Source organism: Acinetobacter sp. SA01 (assembly GCF_011319235.1).
Taxonomy (GTDB): Bacteria; Pseudomonadota; Gammaproteobacteria; order Pseudomonadales; family Moraxellaceae; genus Acinetobacter.
The window spans coordinates 153,087-166,770 of sequence record NZ_WXXM01000005.1; the positions used below are offsets into that span (position 1 = coordinate 153,087).

The following is a 13,684-nucleotide window of genomic DNA, read 5'->3' on the forward strand; positions in this document are numbered from 1 at the left end:
ACGAAATCATTAACTTTTAAATAAAACGTTTCAATTTAAGAAAAAAAGGATGCTGGTCAAAGGCATCTAATTTCCACCTCATTTTGTTGAGAGGACTAGATTATGAATAAGATTTATCGTTGTATATATAATGAAGCATTAGGTACATGGGTGGCTGTTAGTGAGCTAGCACAGGCAAAGGGCAAGCGCAGCCGGGGACGTTTAGCAAAAACCATTTTGGCGACCAGCCTTGCTGTGGCGGGAACCGTAGGCAGCTCTGCAGCTTTTGCAGTTGATTTACCAGCAGCCAGTTATTCACAAATTATTGTAGATGGAAGTGATGCGAGCGTTACTCTGACTTCTGCAACAACGCCTGTTGTTGTAGGACCGATTGATGCTGAAATTGGATCTTATCCTGAAACTTTGCCAGATCCTCAGCCAGATTCAACCATTGTCGTGGCCAATGGTGCACAGTTTAATTATTCATCGCTGGAAGCTACCAATAACTATGCATCAACTGCTTTCAATTTATTGGGAGATGGAAGCGGTACATTAACGCAAGCACAGCAGGCCTATTTGGATAAGAATGCCACCGATATGGCCAAGACCACCAAAGGCAAGCATGGTGAATTAGAGCTCGCCGCTGTTCCTGCCGGTGTTGTACAGATTGTTGGCAATGGTACATTTAGAACTGTCGGGCAAGCTGCCGATGCAGGCAATACTTTAATTCATTTAGGTGTTGAAAGTAGTTTGACTGCTACAGGTACTGCACATGGTATTTATGCAGCCAACCAGACCGGTAATGTGAACGTAACCATTGCGGGAGATATCAATACTCCAGATCGTGTGTTTGGTGCCACGTATACCGGAAATGTATTAGGCCCTGCTGTGGATGGAAGCGGCAATCCTCTCTATGTTCAGCAAACCGATGGAAATGGTGAATTGGTTTTTGATGAGTTCAATAATCCTGTCTATGTCCAGTTAATTGAACACGACAAACCTGTATTTGATGAAAATGGTGATCCTGTTTATCTTCAGGTCATGGAGCCTACCGGGGATACCCGCGAAGTAGCTGTAGTGACCGCCGGTGGTGGTCATGGTGTTTATGTCGATACTCTATCACCAACAGGAATTTATCCTGAAACGCCACAAGCCATTTCTATCACACAGCTGTCTACGAGTACCATTGCGGCTGGCGGTGCTGGAATTAAGGGAGTTGCAGGTGGCTTGGGAACCGTAAGTATTAGTCAGGATGCGGGTGCAGTCATTGGTGCTGGTGATGGTGGTATCGCTGCAGAAGGTGAAGCCGGTGATGTCACTGTAGCGATGGCTGGCACGATTAATTCTGGCGGTAACGGTATTCATGCGCATGCGGGCGCAGGCGATGTAACAGTGAATCTGGCTTCAACTGCGCAAATTGTTGCTGGTGAAAGTGGTATTCATGCCCATACTAGCAACTATAAAGGCGAAGATGGATTAGCATCGGGCAATAAAAGTGTTGTGACTGTCGTCACCGCTGATGGTAGCTCGATTCAAGCTGCTGAATCCGGCATTCATGCCCATTCCGGTGGTGGTAACGTGATTGTCAATAATGCTGCTGATATTGTGGCTGCAACGCTTGAGCCTACCAATAATGAAGTGGTTTATGCCAATAGTTCAACTGCCATGCAGTATATTAGCAATGGTGGACGTGCGATTCATGCCCATTCTGGCGGTGGAACCGTTACAGTAAATTCTTCAGGTGATTTGTTGGCCTATGAAGATGGAATCTATGCTCACTCAGGTGGTCATAATGACGATGGCACTGAGTTTGTGAATGCCAACAAAATTGTCGTCAATACATCTGGAAATATAATCAGTGCTATTGGTAATGGTATTCGCGTCAATACCGCGGGTGCTGCTGAAATTACCAATACTGCAAATATTACGGCTGCTTTTAGAGATTATGTCCCAGTTGAAGGTGATTTACCTTTCCCTAACGAACCAGAAAATCCTGCAAATTGGGAGTTGGCAGATATGTACGCCATTTTAGGTGGCGCTGGTGACGAAACGGTTAATCAGCAAGGTGGTACGCTAATCGGTGGTATTAATCTGAAAGCAGGTGACGATACGCTGATTGCAACTGGCGGTAAAATAGTCGGTGATATCTGGATGGAAGCTGGTTCAGATACCCTGAGCCTGAAAGCAGGAACTGATGTTTCAGAACTTAGCTATCTGGACGGCGGTTCGCAAGCGGATACCTTAAATATTGGTGTCGATTTGACTGGTCGTTCTGAAGCCGAGCCAGCAGAGACCATCTACCCTGAATTCCCAATATTGCCAGGTGCAGCGGGTGATGTCGCACTGGTAGGCTGGGAAACCGTTAATGTGCAGGATAGTGCAGTCTTTAGCCTGAGTGGTGATCTTAATTTATCAGGTGATTCTGAACCTGTGCCAACAATCATGACGCTCGCGCCAACTACAACAGGTACATTGAATATTGAAGAGGGTAGTACGCTCGCGTTGGCACCAGGCACCCTTGCATCGACAGTAACTGCGAATGTGAACAATTTTGGTACTATCGACTTGCATCGTGGTGATGCAGCACCTGTCAACACGTTAACCGTTGAAGGGAATTATGCTGCTGGTTCAGATTTAATCGTAGATGTGAATCTGGCTACAGGTGCATCAGACCAACTTGTGATTAATGGGACTGCAACAGGGAATACCCATGTGACCGCGATTAACGGTTTAGGCGATGTCACTGCGGCAGATCAGATCACTCAACTTCCGACGGTCATTGTTACAGATCCAACAGGTGGTGGTACATTTACTGGAATGGCAGGAACGTCAAATGCTGGTGAAGGTCAACTAATATCAAATGAACTAGGGACGGAATATAGCTGGACGCTGAATGCCTTGAATGCAGAAGGTACTCCAATCTATAAAGCGGAAGTATCGGGCTATACCCAAATGCCATATGCCAACACCTTGCTGGGCTATGACATGCTGGGCACCTTGCATGATCGTGTCGGTGAGCAGCAGACTTGGGCTTGGGACAAGTGTGGTGAATGCCAGGAAACTCAGGGTAATCAGGTATGGGCACGAGTACGTGGTGGCAATACCGAGTTAACGGGTGATAACCGTCTGGATATGGAAATGGATAACTTCGTAGCGCAACTGGGCTATGATTTTTCAGTCAACTACAATCCGGACAATGGTTCACGTCGTCATACCGGTTTCATGCTGGGCTATGGCCAAAGCAAGATCGACTTCTTTGACCAATACCGCGCCGAAAATGCACAGATCGTTGCAGATAAATTTACCGGTGAAGGCACTACCGATACAGCAAGTGTAGGATTGTACTCGACTTATTACGACAAAAATGGCAGCTATCTGGATTTAGTTGGTCAAGTGTCTTATTTGCAAAACGAATATAAAGCTCGTGATGGTCATAATGCTGATCAGGACGGTTGGGGTGCTGGCTTATCCGCTGAGGTGGGTCGTCCGTACAAATTGGGCAACAGCCACTGGCTGATTGAACCGCAGGCTCAATTGTCTTATCAGTTTGTTAGCCTGGAAGACTTCAATGATGGCAGTGCACATGTAGATCAGGATGATCAACACAGCCTGAGAGGCCGTATCGGTACACGTTTGGCGTATAACGCACCGACTGCAGACTACCGTACCAAAACTTTCTATGCAGTTGCCAATGTACTGAGTGACTTTATTGAACCGACTGATGTCAATATTGGCCGTGACAAGTTGAATGAAGACTATAGCCGTACTTGGGGTGAGGTTGGTTTAGGGATGCAGTTGCCGATTGCCACATCTGCCTATGTTTATGCAGATGCACGTTATCAGCAAGAGCTGTCTGGTGAAGACCGTAATGGTTACACCGGCACGATTGGTCTGAAACACAGCTGGTAATTCTGAAGCAGATCATTCCCGGTAGATGCCATGCCGGGAATGATCATTCAAGCATGAAATAGAAGGAAATCGTGATGAAACAAAAACTGATAATGACATGTGTGGCTTCAGCTTTGCTTAGTTTGACAGCGTGTGCCAGCCTGCAGAATGTTGATAATAAATGGTGTCCGCCGGTAGAGGCTGCTCCTACACCAGTTGTGGTTCCACCAGCACCTGTACAGATGGAGCGTGTGGAACTGTCTGCAGATGCCCTATTTAAGTTCGACCGTTCCACTGTTGCGGATCTGTTACCTGAAGGACGCCGTCAGCTGGATGAACTGGCCAGCCGCATCAGTAATGGCTATGTGCGGATTGAACAGATTCGCATTACCGGTCATACTGACCGTCTCGGTTCGGAAAGCTACAACCAGCGTCTGGGTCTAGCCCGGGCAACCACGGTCAAGGATTATCTGATGAGCCAAGGCGTGAATGTGGCGATGGAAGTGGCAAGTGCCGGTGAAAGTCAGCCTAAAACCACCAATTGTGTGGGCAATAAGGCAACTGCAACACTGATTGCCTGTTTGCAGCCGGATCGCCGGGTAGAAGTTGATGTCACTGGTGTGAAGAAAGCAGAATAATTTAAGTGTTAATTGGGCCCGGATGAAATCATCCGGGCTTTTGTTTATCTACAGCTTTTATTGTTGTGTAGAATCATTCCCTCATGCTGATGATGTTCATGTATGAACAGCAGTTTTACTCCTACAGCAATTTTTCTTAATTTTCACCGAATAGATAGCTAGGGGATAGAATGATGCTATCTAGAGATATGAACCGTCTATCAGTGGGGATCAAAGTGCTTTAATCGTGAACACCCCGATACAATAACTATAAATCTGCTACAATTGCGCCAATTTTAAGTTATCACTTCACTGGCTTGATACACATTGATACGTGTGTACAAAACGGTGTACATATTGAAGATTTTCCCTATGTTTAAAGAGCAACTCGCTAGAGAAGTCGCGACTCGCAGGACGTTCGCCATTATTTCCCACCCCGATGCCGGTAAAACTACCATGACAGAAAAGCTGCTGTTATGGGGTCAGGCGATTCAGGTTGCAGGGATGGTGAAAAGCCGTAAATCGGACCGTGCCGCCACCTCTGACTGGATGGAAATGGAAAAAGAGCGTGGGATTTCGATCACCACCTCGGTGATGCAGTTCCCGTTCAAAGACAAAATGATCAACCTGCTGGACACTCCGGGACACGAAGACTTTTCGGAAGATACCTACCGGACCTTGACCGCGGTCGACTCAGCACTGATGGTAATTGATGGTGCAAAAGGGGTTGAGGACCGTACCATTAAATTGATGGAGGTGTGTCGTATGCGTGACACGCCGATCATTTCTTTCGTCAACAAAATGGACCGTGAAATCCGTGAGCCTTTAGAGCTGCTGGATGAAATTGAAAACGTCCTGAAAATCAAATGTGTGCCATTAACCTGGCCACTCGGTACCGGCCGTGATTTTGCCGGTGTTTATAATCTTCTGGAAGAAAAATTCTACGTTTATAAAGCCGGTTTTGGTTCAGTGATTACCGATATCGAAGTGCGTGATGGCTATGATCATGCTGATCTGCGTGAGAAAGTCGGGGAACTGGCTTGGGCTGCATTTGAAGAATCGCTGGAACTGGTACAAATGGCCAATGATCCATTAGACCGTGAAGAATTCCTGGCGGGTCGTCAAACACCTGTTTTATTTGGTACGGCGCTGGGTAACTTTGGTGTAGATCATGTACTGGAGGCTTTCAGTAACTATGCACCTGAACCTAAAGCCCATCCGACCCAAGACCGTAAAGTAGATGCCACTGAAGAAGGTTTTACCGGTTTTGTCTTCAAGATTCAGGCCAATATGGATCCGAAACACCGTGACCGTATTGCTTTCATGCGAATCTGTTCAGGCAAGTACGAAAAAGGCATGAAAATGAAGCATGTACGTATTGATAAAGACGTGCGCATCAGTGATGCCTTGACTTTCCTGGCCGGTGACCGTCAGCACCTGGAAGAAGCATGGCCGGGCGATATTATCGGTTTACACAACCACGGCACCATCCAGATTGGCGACACCTTTACTTCAGGGGAAAAACTGCAGTTTACCGGTATTCCACACTTTGCACCGGAAATGTTCCGCCGTGTGCGTCTAAAAGATCCATTGAAATCGAAACAGCTGCAAAAAGGTCTGAAAGAGCTTTCAGAAGAAGGTGCAACTCAGGTGTTCATGCCGCAAAACAGCAATGACCTGATTGTGGGTGCAGTCGGTGTGCTGCAGTTTGAAGTGGTCGCGTACCGTCTGAAAGAAGAGTATAAAGTGGACTGTGTCTATGAGCCGGTCAGCATCAATACCGTTCGTTGGGTATCTTGTGAAGATGAGAAGAAATTCAACGAATTCAAGAAAAAAGCCCATGATCAGTTGTCAGTTGATGGGGGCGGTCACTTGACTTATCTTGCACCAAGCCGGGTGAATTTGCAGCTGATGCAGGAGCGTTATCCGGATATCGTGTTCCGTAATACCCGTGAACACTAAGACAACCAATAAAACAGCTTCTTTATGAAGCTGTTTTTTTAGGGAGTTGATGACATTTCATCAATATGTATCGTCGCAAACATAGATGAAGTGTCAACTGCCCTATTAGAATCATAAAGATAGATGAATTACTTGAGAAAAAGAGTGGTCAGCATGAACGGGAAACTCGGGGCTGCATCGGTAATCGTCATGGGGCTGATGCTCAGTGCCTGTGATGCTTCAAAACAAGAATCCAAACAACCAGATCAGGAACAGTCGCCAACTTCGGTATTTAAAACCGAGCAGGCGGATGTCTTGCCGTATTTAAATATTCAGGAACAGCCGGCAAAAATTGCCTTGCCTTTTTGCGAAACCAAGAACTGTATAGACCTGAGTATTCAAACGGTACATACCGAAGATGCCTGGTTAAATGACTGGATTGCCAAGAGTCAAGCCAAGGTTATTCAAGATCAAATCGGTTTAAAACAGAACATGAGCCTGCAGCAGGCCGTAAATGCCTATGTGAAAAAGTCGGATGCCTGGCAGGCAAAATTTGCCAAAAATAAGCCCTATGAACTGTCAATGTATACCCGAATTGCCTATCAGCGTAATCAATATGTGCTGATGCAATTAGGCGTTGACACGATGCAAGAAGAAATAAAAGTGAAAGAGCGATATTATTTCTTTGTAGCTGACCGTAAAACACAGAAAGCGCTGACTGTATTAGATGTGATTGAGCCGAAACAGCAAACCGCCATGAATAGTATTGTGCAGCAGGCTTATCAAAAATGGTTAAAGCAACAAAAGGCTGAAGTCAGACAGAAAGCGCCAAAGAAACTGTATTGGGGACAGGCAGACTGGTTCTTTGATCAGGAAGGGATCGGTTTGCATTATCGTACCCATGAAATTGTTAAAGATGGTGCCCAGCTGGATATTTATTTAACCAAAGAACAAACCAAGCAGATATTGAAAGCTGATGCTTATCAGCATATGTTTTAGTTATAGGTAATCAATTCAGACATTGAGTGGACGTCCATTTACCAGATTTAAGTTTATAGGTCAGATGATGCTAAAAAATAAAACGATCTTTACTCTCAGTGTTGTTGCGGCGGCAATTGCCTTGAGTGCATGCCAACCTAAACAGCCTGAGCCTAAAAAAGAAGACAAAGTAGCCCAATCGCAAGCTGCTCAAGCCGAAGCTTTAACATTGGCAGGCGACACGGAAAAGCTGACTTTAAATTTGCCTGAATGTGATGGGAATAGTTGTCCTGAAATAAATGTCGAGCGTCTTTCCAGTAACCAGGCATTTATTGATGAATTTATTGATCAACAAGTTTTAAAGCAGCTGGATCAAATTTTAGATATTTCGCCGAAATTGTTGAAGACAGAGCAGCAGGCGACTACAGCAAGCGGAAATTCGAAAGATTTAAATCCAGCTCAGGCATCTGAAGCTGCTGCATCGGAAACTATTGAAACGCCGAAACAGAAACTGGAAAAACAGGTGGCGCCTTATCTACAGACCTTTTTATCGCTGGATAAAGAACTGAAAGCGTTAAGTGCCAATCATCAGATCAGCCTGATGATCAAGCCGAAGATTCTCAATGCAGGCCAACCTTTGGCAACTGTGGTGTTAAATTCCAGCAGTTATCTGGGTGGCGCACATGGTTCATCCTCACAGTATTATTATAACTTTGATTTGAAAAAGAAAAAATTGGTCGAGTTGGATGATATTCTGGCGCCCAAGCAGAAAGCTGTACTGGAACAGAAAGCCCATGAAGAGTTTAAACGTTGGGTCATTGATTCCAAGTTGGCAAATAGCGTTGAAGAATACGAACAGGCGTGGAAATTTACTTTATCGGACAATTTCTACCTATCCACTCAAGGTCTGATTTTGCAATATGGCGAATATGAAATTGGGCCTTATGTGGTGGGATTGCCACGTTTGACCATTCCTTATGAGCAGTTGCAAACTGTACTGAAGAAAGAGTACTTGCCTCAGGCTGAAGTCAAAAATGATGCTGCATCGGCAAGTACACCTATTGCAAATAAAGCTCAATCTTAATGTCTTATTCACTGTTTGATACCCATACCCATTTTGATGTTCCCGATTTCGATGCAGATCGGGAGCAACTGGCGCATGCGGCCAAAGCAGTTGGAGTAGAACGCTTGATTCTGATAGGTTTTGTTCAGCCGCGTTTTCAGGATCTGCTCTACACGCAGCATTTTCTCAATCAGTTAAAGGGTGCTCCTCAAAGCTATTTGGCTCCGGGATTGCATCCTGTTTATATTGAACAGCATCAAAATGCACATTTGGCCGATTTAGAATCATTATTGAAAAATGAAGATTGTGTTGCAGTGGGTGAAATTGGCCTGGATACTTTTTTAACACAGCACAAGCAGCCAGACATGTTTCAGAAGCAAAAAGATTTTTTTGCTGCACAACTGGAATTGGCGCAACAGTTTGATAAGCCGGTGTTATTGCATATCCGCAAATCACATGCAGAAACGCTGGCTATATTAAAACAGCAGCAATTTAGCTTGGGGGGAATTGCCCATGCCTTTAGTGGCGGGATAGAAGAGGCCAAGGCCTTTATTCAACTGGGCTTTAAAATTGGCGTCACTGGGCAAATTACCAATCCCAATGCCAAAAAACTGCATCGCGTGGTTCAGGCTATAGGTGCTGAACATCTAGTCCTGGAAACCGATTGTCCGGATATGACACCCTTATGCTGTCAAAGTTCCACTGAACATCGAACCCGCAATACGCCAGTCAATTTACCTTATGTTCTGGATGGATTGGCACAATCGCTGAATCTGGATCAGGCTTTTCTTGCCGCACAACTCTGGCAAAACTCTCTGGATGCTTTAAAGTTGGCATCTTGAAAAACATTGTAAAATCATATTTTATCCATCAATATGGGTTTTTAGGGTATGTTGTGCCATGAATCAGCTTGCTTGTCTGAGCGATATTTTATGCAAAGTTGCAAAGATTCATTTTCTGTTCTTAAATGCGTTTTATACTAATTCAAAAATCTAAATGACAATAATGAGGGAATTATGCAAAGTAATAATCCTATTTTAACCCGGGTCGAAACCCAGAGTGATTTTAACCATGCCATGACGGTGCAAGGTGCCATCCAAAAGTCGGTGATATTGACAGTAATTGCTGCTGTAGTCGGTATATCACTCTTTTTATATAGTTTTCTGACCCTGAATATATCAATGGCCTATGCTGCCGCAATGGTGGGAGCGATTGGTGGATTTATCCTGGCACTCATCGTCACATTCAAGCCGAATACCGCCCCCACATTGGCCATTCCTTATGCACTGTTTGAAGGGGCATTTTTAGGGGGAATTTCGGTTGTATTTCAGCTGAAATTTCCAGGTGTACCTTTACAAGCCTTGCTGGCAACCTTTGTTACCATACTGGTCATGTTTGGCTTATACCGCTTCCAGATTATTCGTGCCACAGAAAAATTTAAAGCTGTAGTGATGTCCGCTTCGATTGCCATTGCCATTGTATTTGTAGTGCAAATGGTTATGGGCTTGGCTTTTGGTTCTAGTATTCCCTATATTTTTGAAAGCAACTGGCTGGGGATTGGCTTTGCTGCATTTGTCGCAGTCATTGCTTCTTTAAACCTGATACTCGATTTTGACCTGATCGAATCATCTGCTGCACAGTATGCGCCAAAAGCGATGGAATGGTTGTGTGGTATTGCCTTGTTGGCGACCTTGGTCTGGATGTATTATTCCTTCCTGCGCTTGCTGGGTTTATTACAAGGGGATGATTAATCCTTTTAACCAGGACAGCGAGCTAGATAGCACGATCAGTTCAGAAATGCTCCGCAATGGCGGAGCATTTTTTTTGATTTTTACACAACATGTTAAAAAAAGGCGCATTATGCAATTTCGCAAATGCTTCAGACTTGGCATTATGCTGCTAAATTATTTTGAGTGAGATTCACATGGCACAAGGACTATTGGCGGGTAAGCGTTTTCTCATCGCAGGTATTGCAAGTAAATTATCCATTGCATTTGGTATTGCTCAAGCCTTGCATCGTGAAGGTGCTGAACTGGCATTTACCTATCCGAATGAAAAATTAAAAAAGCGTGTTGATGAGTTTGCTGCACAATTCGGTTCAACACTGGTTTTCCCTTGTGACGTGGCGGTAGATGCTGAAATTGACCAGGCTTTTGCAGAATTGGCAAAACATTGGGATGGTCTGGATGGCGTGGTTCATTCAATCGGTTTTGCACCAGCACATACTTTAGATGGTGACTTTACCGATGTTACCGACCGTGAAGGTTTTAACATTGCCCACGACATCAGTGCATACAGTTTTATTGCCATGGCACGTGCTGCAAAACCTTTATTAAAAGTTCGCCAAGGCTGCTTACTGACTTTGACTTATCAGGGTTCTGAACGTGTAATGCCAAATTACAACGTTATGGGTATGGCGAAGGCATCATTGGAAGCGGGTGTACGTTATTTGGCATCAAGCCTTGGCGCAGAAGGCATTCGCGTGAATGCCATTTCAGCAGGTCCAATCCGTACTCTTGCAGCTTCAGGTATCAAGTCTTTCCGTAAAATGCTCGACCTGAATGAAAAAGTTGCGCCACTGAAACGTAATGTGACCATTGAAGATGTCGGTAATGCGGCATTGTTCCTGTGCTCACCTTGGGCTAATGGTATTACTGGCGAAATTATGTATGTTGATGCCGGCTTTAATACTGTGGGTATGAGCGCCGATTTAATGATGGATGGTGAATAATCATCTGTCAATTCCCTCTCCCTGTGGGAGAGGGCTAGGGTGAGGGATTGCTTTTTCCTCTCATCCCGACCTTCTCCCAAAGGGAGAAGGAGAAATATGGCAATAAAAAAGACCGCATATGCGGTCTTTTTTATATCAGGTTGGCTTAAACAATTAAGCTTGGCCTTCAGCAGCGGCTGCTTGCGCACGTTGCATATTTGCTTCGAATTCAGCATCGAAGTTAATTGGTGTAAGCAGCAATTGCGGGAAGCTTCCTTTGGTGACCATGTCATTGACTGCTTCGCGTAAGAACGGGAACAGGATATTTGGACAATAAGCACCCAGAATATATGGCAGGCGTTCTTCTTCAACACCGTCAATCAGGAAAATACCGGCTTGAGTTACATCCACGATAAATGCAGTATCACCTGCATTGTTCGCTTGAACCACGACTTGTAATGACACTTCGTAATGCGTCGCATCAATTTTTTCTGCAGAAGAAGACAGGTTGATATTTAATTCAGGCTGCCATTCTTTAGTAAATACTTGCGCCCCAGGTACTTCAAAAGAAATATCTTTAGTGTAAATACGTTCTAGTGCTAATTGTGGTTGAGCTTGTTGTTCACTCATTCTTTAATCCTTAATATGAAGAGCTGACTTAATATAGGGTTAAGCCAATAGTTCGTTTAGTTTTCCTTCACGCTCTAAAGCATAAAGTTGATCAAAACCACCAATAAACTGGTCGTTAATAAAAATTTGTGGAACAGTACGATGATTGGTGCGTTGCATCAGTTCCACACGTACTTCAGGCGCTTCGTTAGATAAGTTAATTTCTTTATAAGCCACGCCTTTACGCTCAAGAAGTTGTTTTGCGCGAATGCAATATGGGCATACGGTGGTGGAATAAATAATTACTTCAGCCATTTAAAATCTCCAAGAGTATTATTTGCTTTTAATCAGGGGTAAGCCTTGCACTTTCCAGTTGTTGATTCCACCGTCTAGACGGTAACTGTCGGCATGTCCCACTTGTTGTAATGCTGAACCTGCAATTTGACCCAGGTTACAAATAAACACCAGTGGTCGATCGGCAGATTTTAACTCTTCAATATGACTGGTAATCTGGCTATAGGGAATATTACGGCTACCGCTGATATGACCTTCACGGAAATCTTTAGCATCACGTAAATCAATCAGCATGGCATTTTTAGCTTTGACTAAAATACCTAAAGATTGTGGTGAAATTTTACGGCCATTGCGTTGTCCTTCTAAAATAAAGAACAAAACAACCAACACCCCGAGTGTTCCAAACAAGAAGGGGTGATTCCCCATAAATTCGAACCAACGTTCCACAAGTCACCTAATTACAATTTCAAAATTGCGTAGAGTATAGCCTATAAATATGGCGATCAAAATCACTGCTTCAAGGGCTAAGGGTTAAGAAAAATTAATTTTTTTGCTGCGCTTCAGTAATTTCATCGATTAAACGCAAATAACTGTCTAAACGGCGTTGCAAGATTTCACCAGATTCCACAGCCTGACGCAAAGCACATTGCTTTTCATGCTTATGGGTACAGTTACGGAACTGGCAATGTCCCAGCAGGTTTTCAATTTCAGGAAAGCCATGCTGCACTTTGGCCAGGTCCAGATGCCATAAACCAAATTCACGGATTCCCGGAGAGTCAATCAGTGCAGCGCCTTCACCAAAGGCAATTAAACGGGTAGAGGTGGTGGTGTGCTGACCCAGCGCCGAGTTTTCCGAAATGATATTGGTTTTTTGCGCCGCTTCAGGAACCATAGCATTAATCAGCGAGCTTTTGCCGACACCAGACTGACCGACAAAAGCGACCGTTTCACCTGCTAGGCGTTTTGCCAGTTCAGTTAAATCGCCATCAGATTGAGTTTGCATCACTTCATAACCCAAGGCCTGATATTCTTTGACCAAGTCTAGAATCGGGTCATTTTCCAGCAGTAAATCTGCTTTATTTAGTACCAGTAAAGCTGGAATATCGGCATCGGCACAGGCCACCAGATAACGGTCAATCAGGCTGGGGGAAACTTCCGGAAAAGAGGCAAACACAATCACAATCAGGCTGACATTGGCAGCTACCGGTTTGACCTTGTGATAACGGTCGGGACGGGTTAGCAGCGATTTACGTGGATGAATGGCGGTAATAATACCAAGTCCGGTATTCGGATCGGCCTGCCATTTGACCCGGTCACCTGTGACCAGTGCTTCCAGATTGGTTCGGGTATGACAGCGCCATACACTGCCGACTTCAATCGGCTTCCAGAACGGTTCGGGTTCACCTGCTGCAACGACAGGTTTACTCGGGTGATTTTCGGGCGTTGATAAGGCTTGCACTTCAAGTTGACGGCCATAATGTTGAACCACCAGGCCTTCTAAATCATTTGAAGTGTCGGGTTCTTCTTGACGTGTTTGATGTTGTTTCTGAATGCGACGTTGCTGCTGTTCAGTTAAACGACGTTTACGAATTAAAGCCATTCATA

Annotated in this window: 12 protein-coding genes; 8 read left to right on the plus strand and 4 right to left on the minus strand. The window is 44.6% G+C overall.

Annotated elements, in window-relative coordinates; translation table 11 throughout:
* Window positions 1-102 precede the first annotated feature (102 nt).
* From GTU69_RS07130 to GTU69_RS07165, 8 genes are all read left to right on the plus strand, one after another.
* Entirely contained in the window at window positions 103-3,888 is a 3,786-nt protein-coding gene (locus GTU69_RS07130) for an autotransporter outer membrane beta-barrel domain-containing protein (RefSeq protein ID WP_166169398.1), read from the plus strand.
* Window positions 3,889-3,962: 74 nt separating this feature from the next.
* Entirely contained in the window at window positions 3,963-4,505 is a 543-nt protein-coding gene (locus tag GTU69_RS07135) for an OmpA family protein (protein WP_166169342.1), read from the plus strand.
* A gap of 351 nt (window positions 4,506-4,856) precedes the next feature.
* Complete coding sequence (locus tag GTU69_RS07140) at window positions 4,857-6,446, plus strand: peptide chain release factor 3 (protein ID WP_166169344.1); 1,590 nt, start codon at window positions 4,857-4,859, stop codon at window positions 6,444-6,446.
* 153 nt (window positions 6,447-6,599) lie between these two features.
* On the plus strand, window positions 6,600-7,424 hold the full coding sequence (locus GTU69_RS07145) for a hypothetical protein (RefSeq protein WP_166169346.1): 825 nt from the start codon (window positions 6,600-6,602) through the stop codon (window positions 7,422-7,424).
* A 67-nt stretch (window positions 7,425-7,491) separates the two neighbouring features.
* Window positions 7,492-8,487, plus strand: coding sequence for an RsiV family protein (locus GTU69_RS07150; RefSeq protein WP_166169348.1), 996 nt, complete (start codon window positions 7,492-7,494; stop codon window positions 8,485-8,487).
* The gene (locus GTU69_RS07155) at window positions 8,487-9,308 is read left to right on the plus strand and encodes a TatD family hydrolase (protein ID WP_166169350.1); all 822 of its coding nucleotides are present in this window, start codon (window positions 8,487-8,489) and stop codon (window positions 9,306-9,308) included. The genes GTU69_RS07150 and GTU69_RS07155 overlap by 1 nt, the downstream gene beginning before the upstream one ends.
* Window positions 9,309-9,482: 174 nt before the next feature.
* Window positions 9,483-10,217, plus strand: a complete 735-nt coding sequence (locus tag GTU69_RS07160) for a Bax inhibitor-1/YccA family protein (protein ID WP_166169352.1) — start codon at window positions 9,483-9,485, stop codon at window positions 10,215-10,217.
* A gap of 173 nt (window positions 10,218-10,390) precedes the next feature.
* Entirely contained in the window at window positions 10,391-11,197 is an 807-nt protein-coding gene (locus GTU69_RS07165; protein WP_086197475.1) for an enoyl-ACP reductase, read from the plus strand.
* A 153-nt stretch (window positions 11,198-11,350) separates the two neighbouring features.
* On the opposite strand, the gene secB is transcribed toward GTU69_RS07165, so the two are convergent.
* The 4 genes from secB to rsgA all read right to left on the minus strand — a co-directional run bounded on the left by secB (window position 11,351) and on the right by rsgA (window position 13,679).
* On the minus strand, window positions 11,351-11,806 hold the full coding sequence (secB, locus tag GTU69_RS07170; protein ID WP_166169354.1) for a protein-export chaperone SecB: 456 nt from the start codon (window positions 11,804-11,806) through the stop codon (window positions 11,351-11,353).
* 39 nt (window positions 11,807-11,845) lie between these two features.
* On the minus strand, window positions 11,846-12,100 hold the full coding sequence (gene grxC / locus GTU69_RS07175; RefSeq protein ID WP_086197473.1) for a glutaredoxin 3: 255 nt from the start codon (window positions 12,098-12,100) through the stop codon (window positions 11,846-11,848).
* 18 nt (window positions 12,101-12,118) lie between these two features.
* The gene (locus GTU69_RS07180) at window positions 12,119-12,526 is read right to left on the minus strand and encodes a rhodanese-like domain-containing protein (protein ID WP_166169356.1); all 408 of its coding nucleotides are present in this window, start codon (window positions 12,524-12,526) and stop codon (window positions 12,119-12,121) included.
* Between the two features lie 94 nt (window positions 12,527-12,620).
* Entirely contained in the window at window positions 12,621-13,679 is a 1,059-nt protein-coding gene (rsgA, locus tag GTU69_RS07185; RefSeq protein WP_166169358.1) for a small ribosomal subunit biogenesis GTPase RsgA, read from the minus strand.
* Window positions 13,680-13,684: the final 5 nt, after the last annotated feature.

Bases quoted from the DNA above. Each gene is read 5' to 3' on its own strand.
- grxC (WP_086197473.1), bottom strand. From the start codon at position 12,100: ATGGCTGAAGTAATTATTTATTCCACCACCGTATGCCCATATTGCATT.
- GTU69_RS07155 (WP_166169350.1), top strand. From the start codon at position 8,487: ATGTCTTATTCACTGTTTGATACCCATACCCATTTTGATGTTCCCGAT.
- GTU69_RS07165 (WP_086197475.1), top strand. From the start codon at position 10,391: ATGGCACAAGGACTATTGGCGGGTAAGCGTTTTCTCATCGCAGGTATT.
- GTU69_RS07130 (WP_166169398.1), top strand. From the start codon at position 103: ATGAATAAGATTTATCGTTGTATATATAATGAAGCATTAGGTACATGG.
- GTU69_RS07140 (WP_166169344.1), top strand. From the start codon at position 4,857: ATGTTTAAAGAGCAACTCGCTAGAGAAGTCGCGACTCGCAGGACGTTC.
- GTU69_RS07160 (WP_166169352.1), top strand. From the start codon at position 9,483: ATGCAAAGTAATAATCCTATTTTAACCCGGGTCGAAACCCAGAGTGAT.
- secB (WP_166169354.1), bottom strand. From the start codon at position 11,806: ATGAGTGAACAACAAGCTCAACCACAATTAGCACTAGAACGTATTTAC.
- GTU69_RS07150 (WP_166169348.1), top strand. From the start codon at position 7,492: ATGCTAAAAAATAAAACGATCTTTACTCTCAGTGTTGTTGCGGCGGCA.
- GTU69_RS07145 (WP_166169346.1), top strand. From the start codon at position 6,600: ATGAACGGGAAACTCGGGGCTGCATCGGTAATCGTCATGGGGCTGATG.
- GTU69_RS07135 (WP_166169342.1), top strand. From the start codon at position 3,963: ATGAAACAAAAACTGATAATGACATGTGTGGCTTCAGCTTTGCTTAGT.
- rsgA (WP_166169358.1), bottom strand. From the start codon at position 13,679: ATGGCTTTAATTCGTAAACGTCGTTTAACTGAACAGCAGCAACGTCGC.